The sequence below is a fragment of the Pseudomonas sp. P1_A1 genome (assembly GCF_056406935.1).
This window is the reverse complement of sequence record NZ_JBFTZE010000020.1, coordinates 144,751-163,520: the sequence shown is the minus strand read 5'-3', so window position 1 is coordinate 163,520 and position 18,770 is coordinate 144,751. Positions and strand designations below refer to the sequence as shown.

At 60.3% G+C, this 18,770-nt stretch carries 17 protein-coding genes; 8 read left to right on the top strand and 9 right to left on the bottom strand.

Features of this window, described 5'->3' with window-relative positions; translation table 11 throughout:
• Window positions 1-535: 535 nt before the first annotated feature.
• From betT to mgrA, 4 genes are all read left to right on the top strand, one after another.
• Window positions 536-2,491, top strand: a complete 1,956-nt coding sequence (betT, locus tag AC1D2Q_RS24865) for a choline transporter BetT (RefSeq protein ID WP_477814883.1) — start codon at window positions 536-538, stop codon at window positions 2,489-2,491.
• 168 nt (window positions 2,492-2,659) lie between these two features.
• The gene (locus tag AC1D2Q_RS24860; RefSeq protein ID WP_008005171.1) at window positions 2,660-2,842 is read left to right on the top strand and encodes a type II toxin-antitoxin system HicA family toxin; all 183 of its coding nucleotides are present in this window, start codon (window positions 2,660-2,662) and stop codon (window positions 2,840-2,842) included.
• Window positions 2,839-3,303, top strand: a complete 465-nt coding sequence (locus tag AC1D2Q_RS24855; protein ID WP_477814880.1) for a type II toxin-antitoxin system HicB family antitoxin — start codon at window positions 2,839-2,841, stop codon at window positions 3,301-3,303. Before AC1D2Q_RS24860 ends, AC1D2Q_RS24855 begins: the two co-directional genes overlap by 4 nt.
• Window positions 3,304-3,470: 167 nt before the next feature.
• Window positions 3,471-4,508, top strand: a complete 1,038-nt coding sequence (gene mgrA, locus AC1D2Q_RS24850; RefSeq protein ID WP_477814879.1) for an L-glyceraldehyde 3-phosphate reductase — start codon at window positions 3,471-3,473, stop codon at window positions 4,506-4,508.
• Between the two features lie 123 nt (window positions 4,509-4,631).
• Here the strand turns inward: mgrA and tauD are convergent, their stop codons facing one another.
• The 7 genes from tauD to AC1D2Q_RS24815 form a co-directional block, all read right to left on the bottom strand.
• A complete protein-coding gene (tauD, locus tag AC1D2Q_RS24845) occupies window positions 4,632-5,474 on the bottom strand; it encodes a taurine dioxygenase (protein WP_477814878.1) in 843 nt (280 codons plus the stop codon).
• Between the two features lie 39 nt (window positions 5,475-5,513).
• Window positions 5,514-6,362 carry a taurine ABC transporter permease TauC gene (gene tauC / locus AC1D2Q_RS24840; protein WP_477814877.1) on the bottom strand — a complete coding sequence of 283 codons (849 nt, stop codon included), beginning with the start codon at window positions 6,360-6,362 and terminating at the stop codon, window positions 5,514-5,516.
• Entirely contained in the window at window positions 6,359-7,153 is a 795-nt protein-coding gene (gene tauB / locus AC1D2Q_RS24835; protein WP_477814876.1) for a taurine ABC transporter ATP-binding subunit, read from the bottom strand. Before tauB ends, tauC begins: the two co-directional genes overlap by 4 nt.
• 16 nt (window positions 7,154-7,169) lie before the next feature.
• A complete protein-coding gene (gene tauA / locus AC1D2Q_RS24830) occupies window positions 7,170-8,147 on the bottom strand; it encodes a taurine ABC transporter substrate-binding protein (RefSeq protein ID WP_477814875.1) in 978 nt (325 codons plus the stop codon).
• Window positions 8,148-8,415: 268 nt separating this feature from the next.
• Window positions 8,416-9,999: a glutamate--cysteine ligase gene (gshA, locus tag AC1D2Q_RS24825; protein ID WP_477814874.1), complete on the bottom strand. Its 1,584-nt coding sequence runs from the start codon at window positions 9,997-9,999 to the stop codon at window positions 8,416-8,418.
• Between the two features lie 226 nt (window positions 10,000-10,225).
• Window positions 10,226-10,609, bottom strand: a complete 384-nt coding sequence (locus AC1D2Q_RS24820) for a PaaI family thioesterase (protein WP_477814873.1) — start codon at window positions 10,607-10,609, stop codon at window positions 10,226-10,228.
• Window positions 10,609-12,933: a Tex family protein gene (locus AC1D2Q_RS24815; RefSeq protein ID WP_477814872.1), complete on the bottom strand. Its 2,325-nt coding sequence runs from the start codon at window positions 12,931-12,933 to the stop codon at window positions 10,609-10,611. The genes AC1D2Q_RS24820 and AC1D2Q_RS24815 overlap by 1 nt, the downstream gene beginning before the upstream one ends.
• Before the next feature lie 361 nt (window positions 12,934-13,294).
• Here AC1D2Q_RS24815 and ompR point away from each other — a divergent pair, with 361 nt between their 5' ends.
• Together ompR and AC1D2Q_RS24805 are read left to right on the top strand one after the other, a co-directional pair.
• Window positions 13,295-14,035, top strand: coding sequence for an osmolarity response regulator transcription factor OmpR (gene ompR / locus AC1D2Q_RS24810; RefSeq protein ID WP_007939544.1), 741 nt, complete (start codon window positions 13,295-13,297; stop codon window positions 14,033-14,035).
• Window positions 14,036-14,150: 115 nt separating this feature from the next.
• Window positions 14,151-15,464, top strand: a complete 1,314-nt coding sequence (locus AC1D2Q_RS24805; RefSeq protein WP_007939543.1) for an ATP-binding protein — start codon at window positions 14,151-14,153, stop codon at window positions 15,462-15,464.
• Between the two features lie 20 nt (window positions 15,465-15,484).
• On the opposite strand, the gene rimK is transcribed toward AC1D2Q_RS24805, so the two are convergent.
• Both rimK and rimB read right to left on the bottom strand, forming a co-directional pair.
• Window positions 15,485-16,390, bottom strand: a complete 906-nt coding sequence (rimK, locus tag AC1D2Q_RS24800) for a 30S ribosomal protein S6--L-glutamate ligase (protein WP_018929318.1) — start codon at window positions 16,388-16,390, stop codon at window positions 15,485-15,487.
• On the bottom strand, window positions 16,387-16,866 hold the full coding sequence (gene rimB / locus AC1D2Q_RS24795) for a retropepsin-like aspartic endopeptidase RimB (RefSeq protein ID WP_018929317.1): 480 nt from the start codon (window positions 16,864-16,866) through the stop codon (window positions 16,387-16,389). The genes rimK and rimB overlap by 4 nt, the downstream gene beginning before the upstream one ends.
• Window positions 16,867-17,079: 213 nt before the next feature.
• Between rimB and AC1D2Q_RS24790 the strand changes: the two genes are divergently transcribed.
• Window positions 17,080-17,490, top strand: coding sequence for an RNA-binding S4 domain-containing protein (locus AC1D2Q_RS24790; protein WP_477814871.1), 411 nt, complete (start codon window positions 17,080-17,082; stop codon window positions 17,488-17,490).
• Window positions 17,491-17,729: 239 nt separating this feature from the next.
• Window positions 17,730-18,632, top strand: a complete 903-nt coding sequence (hslO, locus tag AC1D2Q_RS24785) for an Hsp33 family molecular chaperone HslO (RefSeq protein WP_477744107.1) — start codon at window positions 17,730-17,732, stop codon at window positions 18,630-18,632.
• Window positions 18,633-18,770: the final 138 nt, after the last annotated feature.

Sequence of the window (18,770 nt, the reverse complement as noted above, 5' to 3'; positions counted from 1 at the left end):
ACCTTTATCAGCGCCGCTCAGGTTGTTCGGGGGCTATTTCAGACTTCGCCATTCGGCTGACCCACAGTTTGTTCGAGCGCCCATTAAGCATCGAACACCTTGAATACCGAAGGCAAAAGCGAACAGAGCTGAAGGCTGCCCAAGGCAGCCTTCAGCTCTGAAAAGGTTTTACCGGACACTAGTGACGCTCCGCGTGGGAATGCCTCACTGGACGCTCCGCGTCCGCTCTTGATGTGACGCAGAGCGTCACGGGCTGCATTCCCACGCAGAGCGTGGGAACGATCATCCTCCAAACCCCGCGTCATACCCCTTCCTTGAGCCAGCGTAGGAAAGCTACCGCCGAGCCCTGCGATTAGTCCTTAGCACCCTATTCATGTTTAACTTGAACGTTCATTCAAGTTAAACCGGTGGTTCGCCGCCCGCTCACAACAGGAGGCTTGCCTTTGCTGAGTCCGATTTTTACAGCCACGTTTTCCCCCCTCGAGGTGCACCTTTCATGAGTGCATCGTCCATCCCCGCAAGCGGTCAGGTCCGCATGAATCCGCCGGTGTTTTATTTCGCGGCGACCTTCATTTTGTTGTTCGCCGTCGTGGTCATGGCGATCCCCGAACAGGCCGGCGCCTGGCTTCTGGAAGCGCAAAACTGGGCGGCCAATACGGTCGGCTGGTACTACATGCTCGCGATGACGCTGTATCTGGTCTTCGTGGTGGTCACCGCCTTGTCCGGCTACGGCAAGATCAAGCTCGGTGCCGACCACGACGAGCCCGAATTCAGTTACTTGTCCTGGGCGGGCATGCTGTTCGCCGCCGGGATCAGCATCACGCTGTTTTTCTTTTGCGTGTCCGAACCGCTGACTCACCTGGCGCAACCGCCGCAAGGCGAGGCCGGCACGGCGGAGGCGGCGCGTCAGGCGATGCAGATTCTGTTTCTGCACTGGGGCCTGCACGGCTGGGGTGTGTTCGCCTTCGTTGGCATGGCGCTGGCCTATTTCGCCTATCGACATAACCTGCCGCTGGCCCTGCGTTCGGCGCTGTACCCGCTGATCGGCAAGCGCATCAATGGCCCCATCGGTTACGCGGTGGACGGCTTCGGCATCATCGCCACGGTGTTCGGCCTCGGCGCCGATATGGGCTTTGGCGTATTGCACCTCAACTCAGGGCTCGACTACCTGTTCGGCATCGCCCACACCCAGTGGATTCAGGTCGGCCTGATCACGCTGATGATGGGCGCGGCGATCATCGTCGCGGTGTCCGGCGTCGATAAAGGCGTGCGGGTGATGTCTGACATCAACATGCTGCTGGCCTGCGCGCTGCTGCTGTTCGTGTTGTTCGCCGGCCCCACCCAGCACTTGCTCAATACCCTGATCCAGAACCTCGGTGATTACCTCGGCGCCTTGCCGATGAAGAGTTTCGACCTCTACGCCTATGACAAACCCAGCGACTGGCTGGGTGGCTGGACGGTGTTTTACTGGGCCTGGTGGATTGCATGGTCGCCGTTCGTGGGCCTGTTCATTGCGCGGATTTCCCGTGGCCGGACCATCCGCGAATTCGTCTTCGGCGTGCTGCTGATCCCGCTCGGCTTCACCCTGGCGTGGATGTCGATCTTCGGCAACAGCGCCATCGATCAGGTGCTCAACCACGGCATGAGCGCGCTTGGTATGTCGGCTATCGACAACCCGTCGATGACGCTTTACCTGCTGCTGGAAACCTACCCGTGGAGCAAAACCGTGATTGCGGTCACGGTGTTCATCAGCTTCGTGTTCTTCGTCACCTCCGCCGACTCCGGCACCGTGGTCTTGTCGACGTTGTCCGCCAAGGGTGGCAATCCCGATGAGGACGGGCCGAAATGGCTGCGAGTGTTCTGGGGCGCGATGACGGCGCTGGTGACCAGCGCACTGTTGTTCTCCGGCAGCATCGATGCCTTGAAGTCAGCGGTGGTGCTGACCTCGTTACCGTTCTCGATGATTTTGCTGCTGATGATGTGGGGCCTGCACAAGGCGTTTTATCTGGAGTCGCAGAAGCAGATCGCGCAACTGCATTCCCTGGCGCCGGTGGCCGGTTCGCGACGCGGTGGATGGCGTCAGCGCTTGAGTCAGGCGGTGCATTTTCCGTCTCGGGATGAGGTCTATCGCTTCCTCGATACCACGGTGCGCCCGGCGATCGAGGAAGTGAAGGCGGTGTTTGTCGAGAAGGGGTTGCACGTGGTCACTCAGCCCGACCCGGCCAACGACAACGTCAGCCTGGAAATCGGTCACGGCGAACAGCATCCGTTCATCTATCAGGTGCAAATGCGCGGTTACTTCACGCCGTCCTTCGCCCGTGGCGGCATGGGCTCCAAGCAACTCAACAACCGTCGCTACCACCGCGCCGAAGTGCATTTGAGCGAGGGCAGCCAGGACTACGATCTGGTGGGTTACACCAAGGATCAGGTGATCAACGACATCCTCGACCAGTACGAACGGCACATGCAGTTTTTGCATTTGGTGCGTTGATCGACGGTTTGGCGGGGGAATCCGGTTTTCTTACCAGTGACCGATGGTCAGCGGGCAATCTGGTCTACTTGTGTTCGGTTAATATTTATCAGAGTGTGTATTGTGTGTATTGAGGGTGTGATCGTCGCGTAATGTGCTCAGCAGATGCTGCCCACAAGGACGAAGGTGATGCGAAGTCGGGAAATGATCAGGATGATCGAAGAGGATGGCTGGTATCTGGTGGCTGTGAAAGGTAGTCATCATCAGTACAAGCATTCATGCAAGTCAGGCAGGGTGACGATAAAGCACCCTGACTCTGATCTTCCAAAAGGAACCATCAACAGCATATTGAAACAGGCGGGTCTGAAATGAGGCCCGACATTGGAAACGAGAGCCTCGAAAGGGCCACATCACAGGAAGGACTCATCGAAATGAAATTCCCGGTCGTTCTGCACAAGGATGCCGACTCAGAATACGGAGTGATTATCCCGGACGTGCCGGGATGCTTCTCCGCAGGCGCTACTGTGGCGCAGGCATTTGAAAACGTGAAAGAAGCGTTGGCTTTGCACTACGAAGGTCTGGTCGCCGATGGTGATCCACTTCCGCAGGTGCGTGAAATTGACGCTCATCTTGATAACCCTGATTACGCTGGCGGTGTGTGGGGTGTGGTCGAATTCGATATCACACCCTATTTCGGCAAGTCGGTGCGCTTCAATGCCACGCTTCCCGAGCAGTTGCTTGAGCGTATCGATCAGACGGTCAGACGAGATCAGCGATATAGCTCAAGGTCTGGCTTTTTGGCGGCTGCCGCGCTACGTGAGTTGTCGGCGTAAGCGTTGGGCGTGGATATCGACTCTATGGGGGGAGCTCAGTTTTTAATAATCTGTGAAACGTTTCAGCAATTAGTCGAATCCAGGGTTTGCTGGCGTTTGTCTGGGCGTATGCTGGGCAGCTTGCAAAACAGTCGATACCCCATTCAAGACCCACAAGAGAGGATTCGATGACCTACACCGCTGCCGAAAACCGCTACGACTCCATCCCTTACCGCCGCGTAGGTCGCAGCGGGCTGGTGCTGCCGGCACTGTCCCTGGGCCTGTGGCACAACTTCGGCGACAGCACGCCGATCGACACCCAGCGCTCGCTGCTGCGCACGGCGTTTGACTCAGGGATCAACCACTTCGACCTGGCCAACAACTACGGCCCGCCTTATGGCAGCGCCGAGATCAACTTCGGTCGTTTGCTGCGTGAAGACTTCAAGCAGTACCGCGATGAGCTGATCATCTCCAGCAAGGCCGGTTGGGACATGTGGCCCGGCCCTTACGGCCAGGGCGGCGGGTCGCGCAAGTATGTGCTGGCCAGTCTCGACCAGAGCCTGCAACGCCTGGGCCTCGATTACGTGGACATCTTCTATTCCCACCGTTTTGACCCGGACACCCCGCTGGAAGAAACTGCCAGCGCACTGGCCACGGCCGTGCAACAGGGCAAGGCGTTGTACATTGGCATCTCGTCTTACTCCGGGGTGAAAACCCGGGAAATGGCCGCGTTGCTCAAGGAGTGGAAAGTCCCGCTGCTGATCCACCAGCCGGCCTACAACCTGCTCAATCGCTGGGTGGAAAAGGACCTGCTGGATGTCACCGACGAACTCGGTACCGGCGTGATCGCCTTCACACCGTTGGCGCAGGGCCTGTTGACCGACAAATACCTCAACGGCATTCCGAAGGATGCGCGGGTCAATCGCCCGGGCGGTGACTCATTGCAGTCGTCTCACCTGTCCGAAGCCAACATCGCCCAAGTGCGGGCGCTCAATGAGATCGCCAAGCGTCGTGGTCAGAGCCTGGCGCAACTGGCGTTGGCCTGGACCTTGCGCGATCCACGGGTGACCTCGGCGCTGATCGGCGCGAGCCGGCCGGAGCAGATCATCGAAAACGTCGGGGCGCTGAAGAACCTGAGTTTTAGCGTGGAAGAGCTGGCGGAGATTGATCGATTTGCCCAGGAGGGCGGGATCAATCTGTGGGAGAAGCCTTCGATGGCTGAGTAACTCCGTACTGATCGTTCCCACGCTCTGCGTGGGAATGCAGCCCGGGACGCTCAGCGTCCCATCCAAAGCCGGACGCAGAGCGTCCGTTGAGGCATTCCCACGCGGAGTGTGGGAACGATCGGCTCAGCGGAAAAACGGCACATCCCCCAACACCGTCGCCCGCTGCATCACCCGCCGTGCCGGGCGGTAATCATCCACCGCGTAATGCTGGGTCACGCGGTTATCCCAAAACGCGATGTCGTCTTTTTGCCAGCGCCAGCGAATGGTGAAGTCTGGCCGTGTGGTGTGGGCGAACAAGAACTTCAGAACTGCTTCGCTCTCGGTTTCCGACAGTTCGTTGATCTTCGACGTGAAACCCTCATTGACGAATAACGACCGGCGCCCGCTCACCGGGTGCGTGCGAATCACCGGGTGTGACAGCGGCGGGTTCTTGCGCCGGGCTTCTTCCCATTGGGCCAGTGCCTCCGGCGTGTTGCCATAGCGCTCCAGTGGAAACGAACGGGTGAAGTCGTGAGTGGCGGTCAGCCCTTCGAGCAAGGTTTTCATCGGCGCGGACAACGCTTCATACGCCGCAATGCCGCTGGCCCACAGGGTGTCGCCGCCAAACTCCGGCAGCAACTTGGCGCTGAGCACCGCGCCCATCGCCGGGGTCGGCAGGAACGTCACATCGGTGTGCCAGATCGCGTTGTCCCGCACGTCAGTGACGGCGGTGTCGAGGATCAGCACTTCCGGTTGTTCCGGCACGTTCGGGTAGATCGGATGAATATGCAGGTCGCCGAAATAGGCGGCGAATCGCGCCTGTTGCTGTGGCTCGATCGGCTGGTTACGGAAGAACAGCACCTGATACTTGAGCAGCGCCTGCTCGATGGCGTCGCGTTGATCCACGTTCAGCGGCTGGCTGATGTCGACGCCGCTGATTTGCGCGCCGAGGGCGCAGCTTAATGGGACGATAGTCAGGTGGCTCATGGTGGCTCTCTTCAATCCGGGGTGTCGACACATGAATATTCAGTGAGCCAGGCCATGCCACGGCACCAGTTTGCGTTGCAGGGCGCGCAGGCCCATCTCCATGGCGAAGGCGATCAGCGCGATCACCAGAATCCCCAGCACCACCACATCAGTGACCAGGAACTGCGCCGCCGACTGCACCATGAAGCCCAAACCGCTGGTGGCAGCGATCAACTCGGCAGCCACCAGCGTCGACCAACCCACCCCCAAGCCAATGCGCACACCGGTCAAAATGTCCGGCAAGGCACTGGGCAGAATCACATGGCGAATCAACTGCGCCCGAGTCGCCCCCAACGACTGTGCAGCGCGCAATTTCGCCGGGTCGACGGTGCGCACGCCGGTGGCGGTGGCGATGGCTATCGGGGCGAAGATCGCCAGGTAGATCAGCAACACTTTCGACAGCTCACCGATGCCGCACCAGATCACGATCAGCGGCAAATAGGCCAGGGGCGGAATCGGGCGGTAGAACTCGATCAGCGGATCGAGAATGCCGCGAGCAATGCGGTTGTGGCCGATGGCAATGCCGATCGGCACTGCGGTCAGCACCGCGAAGCCCAGGCCCAAACCGATGCGGCTGAGGCTCGCGCCCAAGTGCTGCCACAAGGTCGAATCCATGTAGCCGCTGGTCACCAGCAGCCAGCCTTTTTGCAGCACGGCGGAGGGGGGCGGCAGGAACAACGGTTCGATCAACCCGGTGGCGGTGACGGCCCACCAGATCGCCAACAGCGCGATCAGGGTCAACACGCTGATCCAGCGGGTGCTGATACGGCGGCGCAGCGCAATCACCGCCGAGCCCTTCACCTTTGAACCGGGTTTCACCGTTGCGGCGGGAATTCCATAGCTGCTCATGCGTGCTCCTGCCGCTGGACGGCACTGCGTTGGGAGAACACTTTGGCGAGCACGTGTTCGCGGGTTTCGATAAAGCGTGGGTCGGACTTGATCGAGCGCGCTGACTCGCCAGCGGCGTAACGCTGACCGAAATCCAGGCTCAGGCGCTCGACGACTTGCCCGGGATTCGGCGCCAGCAGAATCAGGTCGGTGGCGAGGAACACCGCTTCTTCAATATCGTGGGTAATCAGGAACACCGGTTTGGCGGTGCGTTGCCAGACTTGCAGCAGCAGCTCCTGCATCTGTTCGCGGGTGAAGGCATCCAGGGCGCCGAAGGGTTCGTCCATCAGCAACACCCGAGGGTCGGCGGCGAGGGCGCGGGCCAGGCCGACACGTTGTTTCTGCCCGCCCGAGAGTTGCCAGATGCGGCGGTTTTCGAAACTGGAAAGGTCTACCAGCGCGAGCATTTCCCGGGCGCGCTGTTCACGTTTTTCTCGCGCAGCGCCGGCCAGTTCCAGGCCGAAGCCGACGTTGGCCAGCACGTCCTGCCAAGGCAGCAGGGCGTCGTCCTGAAACACCACGCCGCGCTCGGCGCTCGGGCCTTTGACCGGCACGCCGTCAAGGGTGATGCGCCCGGCGCTGGGCTCGACGAAACCGGCAATCAGGTTCAACAGCGAAGTCTTGCCACTGCCGGAAGGGCCGAGGGCGACCAGCAACTGCCGGGGCCCCAGGCTCAGGGAAATATCCGCCAGCACAGGTTCCGGGCTGCCGGGGTACTGTGCGCTGATGCGCTCCAGCTGTAGCAAAGCCATCGTAGTTAACTCCCGATCAGTTGGTGATGTACTTGGCGCTGACGTACGGTGCGTAGTCCGGCAGTACGGCCTCGACTTTGCCTTGTTCCTTGAGGAAGACGGCGGTGTCGGTAATGGCCTTGGTGGTCGGCGCGCCGAGGGTGATCACCTGATCAGCCGCCAGCGGGTATACGTTGCCTTGCAGCAGCAGCGGAATATCGCTGGCCTTGGCACCGGAGAGTTTCACCAGTTTGTCGACGTTGCTTTGGTTGGCCAGCCAGGCTTGCGGATCCTTGCGGTAGTCGGCGTAGGCATCGAGGGTCACTTTGGCGAATGCGGTGACGATCTCCGGATGCTTCTCGGCGAAGTCCTTGCGCACGATCCAGGCATCGAAGGTCGGCGCGCCGAACTTGGCCAGTTCACCGGAAGTGATCAGCACTTTGCCGTTTTCCTTGGCCACACCGAGGGCCGGGTCCCACACGTAGGTGGCGTCGATGTCACCGCGTTTCCATGCCGCGATGATGGCTGGTGGCGCGAGGTTGAGCACGGTGACTTTCGACGGGTCGATGTTCCAGTGTTTCAGCGCTGCAAGCAGGCTGTAGTGGCCGGTGGAGACGAATGGTACGGCAACTTTCTTGCCTATCAGGTCTTGCGGGGTCTTGATCCCGGACCCGTCGCGCGCGACCAAGGCTTCGGCGGCGCCGATCTGGGTGGCGATGAGGAAGGTTTCCACCGGGACTTTGCGGGTGATTGCCGCCGTCAGGGGGCTGGAACCTAGGTAGCCGATCTGCACGTCGCCGGAAGCGATGGCGGCGATGATGTCGGCGCCGTTATCGAACTTGCGCCAGCTGATATCGGCTTTGGTGGCTTTTTCGTAGGCACCGTCGGCTTGGGCGACTTTGGCGGGGTCGACGGTGGTCTGGTAGGCGACGGTCACATCTGCCGCCTGAGCCAGGAAACTCGCCGCAGCCAACGACGCGGCCGCCAGGAGGCGAAGGGGGAAAGTCAGTTTCATCGGGAAGCTCCTTTTCAGACGACCGAGAGTCGGCGTGAAAGGAGACTAAATGATATAAGAAACTTAAAATAAATAACTTTTTAGAATGAGCTTATGAGCGGAAAATTCTAAAGGCTCAAAATATGGCAGCCTGCGGCAGCTCCTACAAAGGTAGCGTGCAAATCCGAAATTGCGTGATGCGGGCAAAAAAAATCGCAGCCTCGACACCCTCCCATAGGAGCTGCCGAAGGCTCGGGCCGCGTTCGGACGATCTTTTAACAGGCGCTGTTTAGTTACTGATCGCCAAAATACTGGCCTGATACGATCCGACAAACACATCGAAATCGCCGACTTCGTTCCGTTCAAGCTCAACCTGCTGAGCCAGCGACGAACGCGCCAGCTCTTCAAACCTGGCCTGTTCTTCGCCTGAAAGCGGCTCGCTGCGGAAAAACTCTGCATGCACCTGGCTTTGGCGCAAGGAGAACTGGGCGAAGCTTTCCTTGTGCTCGGCCATCGCTGCCAGCACCTGGGCCGATGGCGTCAGGGACGAGTCCTGGACCTTGGCCATTTGGGCGTCCAGCGCCTTGCTGTGGGCATCGCCGCCATGGCTTTGATCCAGCAGCGCCGCCAGTGGCGCAATCTTCTCCAGCAATTCGCCGGCCCATTCCTTCATGTCCACCGCTTGCCCGTCGCGTTGCAGCTGCAGGCCCGGACGACGACCTTCCTTGACCACGCTGAGGAAGTTCGAGGTTGCGTTACCGCAACTGGTACTGGTCAGCAGCGGGCTGTCGTTCAGCGCGCAGTACAGCAGGAATGCGTCGAGGAACCGTGATTCGGTGAGGTCGATGCCCATCGGCAGGAACGGGTTGATGTCCAGGCAGCGGACTTCGACGTACTGGATGCCACGGGCCACCAGCGCCTGAATCGGCCGTTCGCCGGTGTAGGTCACGCGCTTGGGGCGGATGTTGGAGTAGTACTCGTTTTCGATCTGCAGGATGTTGGTGTTGAGCTGAACCCATTCACCGTCCTTGTGCGTACCCACCTCGACGTACGCTGGATACGGCGTAGCCACCGCCTTGCGCAGGCTATCGGTGTAGCTGGTCAGGTCGTTGTAGCACGGCGTCAGGCCGGCCTGGGCATTGCTCTGGTAACCCAGATCGCTCATGCGCAGGCTGGTGGCGTACGGCAGGTACAAAGTGTCCGGGTCCAGCTGTTCCAGCTGATGCGAGCGACCGCGCAGGAAACCGGCGTCCAGCGCAGGGGACGCGCCGAACAGGTACATCAACAGCCAGCTGTAGCGACGGAAGTTGCGAATCAGCGCGATGTAGGCCGACGACTGATAGTCGCGGTCGGTGCCGACAAAGCCTTCGGCCTCTTTAAGCAGCGGCCAGAGCTTTTCCGGCAGGGAAAAGTTGTAGTGAATCCCGGCGATGCACTGCATCGTCTTGCCGTAACGCAGGGCCAGGCCCTTGCGATAGACGTACTTGAGCTGACCGATGTTGGAGGTGCCGTAATAGGCGATCGGGATGTCTTCCTCGGCCGGCAACGGGCACGGCATCGATGGACTCCACAGGTACTCGTCGCCGAGTTTGCTGTAGGCAAACCGGTGAATCTTGTCCAGGCTCGCCAGCGTATCCGCCGGGTCTGGCAGGGCCGGCGTGATGAACTCCAGCAGCGACTCGGAGTAGTCAGTGGTGATTTGTTCGTTGGTCAGCGCGGAACCCAATGCTTCGGGGTGCGGCGTTTGCGCCAGGCGCCCTTCGCCTGTCACGCGCAGGCATTCACGTTCGATGCCGTGAAGGCACTGTTCGAGCAGAGAGAGGTTAGCGCGCTCGCCGAGCAGAGCCAGGCGGCGGTTGAGAAGTTCGCTCAAGTTGGATTCCTTCACGCGTCAGTCGCCCCAATATGGGGGTGGGCAAGACGGTCTACAAGGGTGAAGTTGAAACTGGCGTTTTCGCCTGGTTCTTGAGCCATATAGGCCCGTATTGAAAGGCCAACTTCAATCCTTGAATCTGGCAGACACGAGCGAAGGAAACTCCCACAGAAACTCCGACGCTGTAGTCACAGCGCCGAAATTAACTCAAATTGATGATTGGGGGCTACAGGACAGCGAACGTGCCTTGTGCTTTTGCGACCAGTTTGTCGCCTTGCATCACATCGGCCTCGACGACAAGCGTGCGACGGCCCGGGTGGATCACCCTGGCCGTGCACATCACTTCACCGTCGGCCACTGCGCGGATGTAGTTGATCTTGCACTCGATGGTCGCGCTTTGTTGGTCAAAACCGTGGGTGCTGGAGCAGGCCAGCCCCATGGCAATGTCCACCAGACTGAACAAGGCCCCGCCGTGCAGCTTGCCGCCGCGATTGCGCAGTTCTGGTTCCAGCGCCAGGGCGACTTGCGCCACCCCGGTGTCCAGGCTGTGCAAGCGACACCCCAGCAGCTTGAAAAATGCGCTTTCGGTCAAGCCAGCCGGGATCTCCATCAACGTTTCTTCAACTGCTTGGCGTTGGCAAACAGCGACGCCATGGCGTTGTTGGTCGGAGCCGCTGTCGGGGTTTCCTTGCGCGGCGCGGTGTTCTGGGACTGGCGCGGAGCCGACCCCGGACGTGCACCACGGGCACCGTCGATCTTCTCGCCCGGGGTATCGCTCATGCGCATCGACAGGCCGACGCGTTTGCGCGGGATATCGACTTCCATGACCTTCACCTTGACCACATCACCGGCCTTCACCGCTTCGCGTGGATCCTTGATGAACTTCTCCGACAGCGCGGAAATGTGCACCAGACCGTCCTGATGCACGCCGATGTCGACGAAGGCACCGAAGTTGGTCACGTTGGTGACCACGCCTTCGAGGATCATGCCCAGTTGCAGGTCCTTGAGGTCTTCGACGCCGTCCTGGAACTCGGCGGTCTTGAACTCGGGACGCGGGTCGCGGCCAGGTTTTTCCAGCTCTTGCAGGATGTCGGTGACCGTCGGCAGGCCGAACGTTTCGTCGGTGTACTTCTTCGGATCCAGACGCTTGAGGAACGCGGCGTCGCCGATCAGAGAGCGAATGTCGCGGTCGGTTTCAGCGGCAATGCGCTGCACCAGCGGATAGGCTTCCGGGTGAACCGCCGACGAATCCAGCGGGTTGTCGCCATTCATTACGCGCAGGAAGCCGGCGGCCTGTTCGAAGGTTTTTTCACCCAGGCGGGCGACTTTCTTCAATGCCGCACGGGTTTTGAACGCACCGTGCTCGTCGCGGTGGGCAACGATGTTCTGCGCCAGGGTCGCGTTGAGGCCGGAGATGCGCGCCAGCAGCGCCACGGAGGCGGTATTGACGTCCACGCCCACGGCGTTCACGCAGTCTTCGACCACTGCGTCCAGGCCGCGCGCCAGTTTCAGCTGCGACACGTCGTGCTGGTATTGGCCAACGCCGATGGATTTCGGATCGATTTTCACCAGCTCGGCCAGCGGGTCCTGCAAGCGACGAGCGATGGACACCGCGCCACGGATCGATACGTCCAGGTCCGGGAATTCCTTGGAAGCCAGTTCCGAGGCCGAGTAAACCGATGCGCCAGCCTCGGAGACCATGACTTTGGTCATCTTCATGGCTGGGTATTTTTTGATCAATTCAGCCGCCAGTTTGTCGGTTTCGCGGCTGGCGGTACCGTTGCCGATGGCGATCAGGTCCACCGAATGCTTGGCGCACAGGGCGGCGAGCACGGCGAGGGTCTGGTCCCACTTGTTGTGCGGCACGTGCGGGTAAACCGTGGCGTGGTCCAGCAGCTTGCCGGTGGCGTCGACCACGGCGACCTTGCAGCCGGTGCGCAGGCCCGGGTCGAGGCCCAGGGTGGCACGCGGGCCGGCCGGCGCGGCCAGCAGCAGGTCGTGCAGGTTGTGGGCGAACACGTTGATCGCTTCGGTTTCCGCGCCATCGCGCAGCTCGCCCAGCAGGTCGGTTTCCAGGTGGGTGTAGAGCTTGACCTTCCAGGTCCAGCGCACCACTTCGCCCAGCCATTTGTCGGCGGCGCGGTTCTGGTTCTGGATGCCGAATTGCTGGCCGATCATGCCTTCGCACGGGTGCATGGTGCCGGGCAGCTCGTCACCGACTTTCAGCGCGGAGCTGAGAATACCTTCGTTGCGGCCACGGAAAATCGCCAGTGCGCGGTGGGACGGCATGCTTTTCAGCGGTTCGTCGTGTTCGAAGTAGTCGCGGAACTTGGCGCCTTCCTCTTCCTTGCCGGCGATCACGCGGGCACTGAGGGTGGCTTCTTGCTTGAGGTAATTGCGCAGCTTGTCCAGCAGGCCCGCGTCTTCGGCGAAGCGCTCCATGAGGATGTACTTGGCGCCTTCGAGGGCGGCCTTCGCATCGGCCACGCCTTTTTCGGCGTCGATGAAGCGCGCCGCTTCGGTTTCCGGGTTCAGGGTCGGATCGTTGAACAGGCCGTCGGCCAGCTCGCCGAGGCCGGCTTCCAGGGCGATCTGGCCCTTGGTGCGGCGCTTCTGCTTGTATGGCAGGTACAAGTCTTCGAGACGGGTCTTGGTGTCGGCGAGCTTGATGTCGCGCTCAAGTGCAGGGGTCAGCTTGCCTTGCTCCTCGATGCTGGCGAGGATGCTGATACGCCGTTCGTCGAGTTCTCGCAGGTAGCGCAGACGCTCTTCCAGATGACGCAGTTGCGTGTCATCGAGGCTGCCGGTCACTTCTTTCCGGTAGCGGGCGATGAAGGGCACCGTGGAGCCTTCATCGAGTAGCGCGACGGCCGCTTCGACCTGTTGAGGGCGCACGCCCAGTTCCTCGGCGATGCGGCTGTTGATGCTGTCCATAAAACCACCTGACAAATTGTGAAAGCAGGCTCGCAGGCGCGGAGATAGGGCCTTCGCGAGTCTGGTTGAGCGGCCTGGCGAGCGCCGCTACCTGGATCAACAGGCATGCCGTTGACCCGTGAAATCGAACAATTACTGCCATCGCCATGAAAATAAAAAGTGGCTAACGGCAATAACGATCAGACGTTGCCTGACACAAAAGGCCGCGCATTATAACCAGCGTTCTGTCATTCGGGGGCATTGCAGGCTGTAGGCGAAAAGACTGGTTTTCTGGCGGTGAAGGAAAAATCTGCTAACAATGCACTCGGTGCGTATAACGGCAGCTACGCCATAATGCGCGCCGAGATCAAAGGAGCATCCAATGAGCAGCACTGCACAAACTGCTGAAGGCGAAAAAATTCTTATCGTTGACGACGATCCAGGGCTGAGCAGCCTGCTGGAACGCTTTTTCGTCAGCAAGGGCTACCGTGCCCGCGCCGTCCCGAACACCGAACAAATGGACCGCCTGCTGGCGCGTGAAGTGTTCAATCTGGTCGTCCTCGACCTGATGCTGCCCGGCGAAGATGGCCTGACCGCCTGCCGCCGCCTGCGCACGGCGAACAATCAGATTCCAATCATCATGCTCACCGCCAAGGGCGACGAGCTGAGCCGCATCAAGGGCCTGGAACTGGGCGCCGACGATTACCTGGCCAAGCCGTTCAACCCGGACGAGCTGATGGCCCGGGTCAAAGCGGTGCTGCGGCGTCAGGCCGCACCGGTGCCGGGTGCGCCGGGCAGCGAAGACGAAAGCGTGACCTTCGGTGACTACGAGCTGTCCCTGGCCACCCGCGAACTCAAACGCGGCGATAAAGTGCACATGCTCACCACCGGTGAGTTCGCGGTGCTCAAGGCCCTGGTCATGAACGCCCGTCAACCGCTGACCCGCGACAAGCTGATGAACCTGGCCCGTGGCCGCGAGTGGGATGCCCTGGAGCGTTCCATCGACGTGCAGATATCCCGTCTGCGCCGGATGATCGAGCCCGATCCGTCCAAACCGCGCTATATCCAGACCGTCTGGGGCGTGGGCTACGTGTTCGTTCCGGATGGCGCCGCCACGAAGTGATCGGTGATTTGTAGGAGCGGGTCTTGCGGGTGACGGGTCGGATGACCTCTCCCGCAGACTCGCGATCCGCAATATGCGAGCATCGCTCGCTCCTGCAAGTGTGTAGCGGTTACCCATGAAAACCCCTGTTTGGTTCCCCCAGAGCTTCTTCTCCCGCACCCTGTGGCTGGTGCTGATCGTCGTCCTGTTCTCCAAGGCGCTGACCCTGGTTTATCTGTTGATGAACGAAGACGTGCTGGTGGATCGCCAATACAGCCACGGCGTCGCCCTGACGCTGCGCGCCTATTGGGCCGCCGATGAAGAAAATCGCGCGAAGATTGCCGATGCCGCGACCTTGATCCGGGTGGTGGGCGCCGGTGTGCCGGAAGGCGAGCAGCACTGGCCGTACAGCGAGATCTACCAGCGACAGATGCAGGCCGAACTGGGTGCCGACACCGAAGTACGATTACGCATGCACTCTCCACCGGCGCTGTGGGTCCGGGCGCCCAGCCTGGGCGATGGCTGGCTGAAAGTGCCGCTGTACCCGCATCCGTTGCGCGGCCAGAAAATCTGGAACGTGCTCGGCTGGTTCCTCGCCATCGGTTTGTTGTCGACCGCTTCGGCGTGGATTTTCGTCAGCCAGCTCAATCAACCGTTGAAACGTCTGGTCTATGCTGCGCGGCAACTCGGTCAGGGCCGCAGCGTGCGTCTGCCGATCAGCGACACGCCGAGTGAAATGACCGAGGTCTATCGCGCCTTCAATCAGATGGCCGAAGACGTCGAACAGGCGGGACGCGAGCGCGAGCTGATGCTGGCCGGGGTGTCTCACGACCTGCGCACACCGCTGACCCGTTTGCGGCTGTCCCTGGAGCTGATGGGCGATCATAGCGACCTGACGGACGACATGATTCGCGACATCGAAGACATGGACGCGATTCTTGACCAGTTCCTGGCCTTCATTCGCGACGGTCGTGACGAGTTGGTGGAAGAAGTTGACCTGAGCGATCTGGTTCGCGAAGTCGCCGCGCCGTACAACCAGAACGAAGAAAAAGTGCACTTGCGCCTGGAGCCGATCCAGCCGTTCCCGTTGCGTCGGGTGTCGATGAAGCGGCTGCTGAACAACCTGATCGGCAATGCGCTGCATCACGCTGGCAGTGGAGTGGAAGTGGCGGCTTATGTGTCCGGGGATACCAGCGCGCCATATGTGGTGCTGAGTGTCATGGACCGTGGCGCGGGGATTGATCCGTCGGAGCTGGAGGCGATTTTCAACCCGTTCACCCGCGGTGATCGGGCCCGGGGCGGGAAGGGGACTGGGTTGGGGCTGGCGATCGTGAAACGGATCGCCTCAATGCATGGCGGGAATGTCGAGCTGCGCAACCGCTCCGGTGGTGGGCTGGAAGCACGGGTTCGGTTGCCGCTTGGGTTGATGTTGCCGCGGGATGCGGTTTAGCGGCTGAAAAGATCRCAGCCTCAACCCTTACCTTTGGTCCGCGTCATGTTCGGCCCGCCATTCTTCTCCAGATGCTCAATGATGATCCCCGCCACGTTCTTCCCCGTGGTGGTTTCAATCCCTTCCAGACCCGGCGACGAGTTCACTTCCATCACCAACGGGCCGTGATTGGAACGCAGGATATCCACACCCGCCACTGCCAAACCCATGACCTTCGCTGCACGCAACGCGGTCATGCGTTCTTCCGGGGTGATCTTGATCAGGCTCGCGCTACCGCCGCGATGCAGGTTGGAGCGAAACTCCCCCGGCTTGGCCTGGCGCTTCATCGCCGCGATCACCTTGTCACCGACCACGAAACAGCGAATGTCCGCGCCGCCGGCTTCCTTGATGTACTCCTGAACCATGATGTTCTGCTTCAGGCCCATGAAGGCCTCGATCACCGACTCCGCCGCCGTCGCCGTTTCACACAGCACCACGCCGATGCCCTGGGTGCCTTCCAGCACCTTGATCACCAGTGGTGCGCCGTTGACCATCTCGATCAAGTCGGGAATGTCATCCGGGGAGTGCGCAAAACCGGTGACCGGCAAACCGATCCCCCGGCGCGACAGCAATTGCAGGGAACGCAGTTTGTCTCGGGAACGGGCGATGGCCACCGATTCGTTGAGCGGAAACACCCCCATCATTTCGAACTGGCGCAGCACTGCACAGCCATAAAACGTGACCGATGCGCCGATCCGCGGGATCACCGCATCGAAACCCTCCAGCGGTTTGCCACGGTAGTGGATTTGCGGCTTGTGGCTGGCAATGTTCATGTAGGCGCGCAGGGTGTCGATCACCACCATTTCATGGCCACGCTCTACACCGGCTTCGACCAGACGACGGGTGGAATACAGACGCGGGTTCCGCGACAGCACAGCGATCTTCATGCAACACCTGTGGAGAGGGTAGATACCGGGAACACCGGCTTGTCTTGTACATATTTGATGCCCGGATTGACCACCAACTGGCCGTCGATCAAGGCTTTGGAACCGAGTAACAGGCGATAACGCATGGACTTGCGGCAGGCGAGGGTGAACTCGACCCGCCAGACCCGATCACCGAGGGCCAGGGTGGTACTGACCACATAGCGCATCTGCGCGTGGCCGTTGGAGCTTTTAATGGTTTTCATCGTCACCAGCGGTGCTTCGCAGCGCCGGTGACGCAATTGCACCACCGTGCCCAGGTGTGCGGTGAAGCGCACCCACTGTTCGCCGTCGCGCTCGAACGGCTCGATGTCGGTGGCATGCAGGCTGGAGGTACTGGCGCCGGTGTCGATTTTTGCCCGAAGGCCCGCGACTCCCAAATCCGGGAGCGCCACCCACTCGCGCAGACCGACAACGGTCAAATGGTCAAATGTCTTCAAAAGTGCTCAACCGGCAAAAACCGCTCAGGCCATGTGCGGCCGAATTCGCGGTATTCACGCAGAATAATGGGTAAAAGGCGACAGATATCTACGGCCCGGATTTTCATCCCTCAAACAGGGGGGAATGCCTGCATTCTAATCCACAGCGTTGTGATTCATGGCACGACAGAAACGGTAGTACAGTTCATCGATATTTCAGAATGAGGTCATCCAATGGCACAAAAAAGCGAAGAGGACGACAAGGTCCGTCTCGATAAATGGTTGTGGGCCGCGCGTTTTTATAAAACACGTGCCTTGGCCAAGGCCGCGATTGAAAGCGGCAAGGTGCATTGCCGGGGTGAGCGCTGCAAGCCAGGCAAGGAGCCGAGGATCGGCGACGAGTTTCAGATTCGCACCGGCTTCGAGGAGCGCACGGTGGTGGTCCAGGCGTTGTCGATCGTGCGCCGTGGCGCGCCGGAAGCTCAGGCCCTGTATGCCGAAACCGAAGCCAGCATTGCCAAGCGCGAAGCGGCGGCGGCCATGCGCAAGGCCGGGGCGTTGGGCGTGAGCACCGACGGCAAACCGAGCAAGAAACAGCGCCGGGATTTGTTCAAGTTTCGCGGCAACAGCAACGACGAGCAGTGACAGCTGTCGGGCGCAGACTTGTAATCGCCTGCCTGTGCAGCCATATGGGGGATATTCGCCAACGGCGCATTTCGCAGGTGAAAGCACCGCTCGTCGAAAACCGAGGTTTGACCTTGCTTGGAACAACCCCGAATTGTTCATAAAATGCCGCTATGGCTAAGCTCACCCCCAAAAGTGCTGCTACGGCGTGTTTCATTTTTTTGTAACCTTTTTTGTCACCACTTCAGATACCCAGACCTATGACCGATCTACCGGATACCGACTACACCCAACGCTTCATCTTCGATGACAGCGACACCCGCGGCGAACTGGTGGCATTGGAGCGTAGCTATGCCGAAGTCCTCGCCAAACACACCTATCCGGAGCCGGTCGCGCAACTGCTGGGCGAGCTGATGGCGGCTGCAGCGTTGCTGGTAGGCACCTTGAAGTTCGATGGCTTGCTGATTCTTCAGGCCCGTTCCGAAGGCCCGGTGCCGATGCTGATGATCGAGTGCTCCAGCGAGCGCGAAATTCGCGGCCTGGCCCGCTACGACGCCGAGCAGATCGCGCCCGATGCGACGCTCGCCGACCTGATGCCCAATGGCGTGTTGGCGCTGACTGTCGACCCGACTCAAGGCCAGCGTTATCAGGGTATCGTCGATCTCGACGGTGAAACCCTGTCCGATTGCTTCACCAACTATTTCGTCATGTCGCAGCAGGTTGGCACCCGCTTCAAGCTGTACGCCGACGGCCGTCGTGCCCGTGGCCTGCTGTTGCAGCAATTGCCTGCCGACCGTCTGAAAGATGAAGAAGATCGCGCCGCCAGTTGGCAGCACATCACCGCCCTGGCCAGCACCCTGACCGCCGACGAATTGCTGAGCCTGGACAACGAAACCGTGCTCCATCGCCTGTACCACGAAGAACAAGTGCGTCTGTTCGATGTGCAGAAACTGCGCTTCCATTGCAGTTGCTCTCGGGAACGCTCGGGCAATGCGCTGGTCAGTCTGGGTCTGGAAGATGCTCAGAGGCTGGTCGTCGAACATGGCGGCAGCATCGAGGTCGATTGCCAGTTTTGCAACGAACGCTACCTGTTCGACGCGGCCGATATCACCCAATTATTCGCCGGAGCAGGGGTTGATACGCCGTCAGATACCCGTCACTAAAACGCTTCAGCGCAGGTAAATTCACTGCTTTGCGCCGGAATAACGCCGTTCTGACGGGAGGGCCCTACACTTTTTGGGCTTTTCTGGCATAATCCGGCCCACTTTTTTCGCGGTAGTAGTGCACGACTTTCTACTACA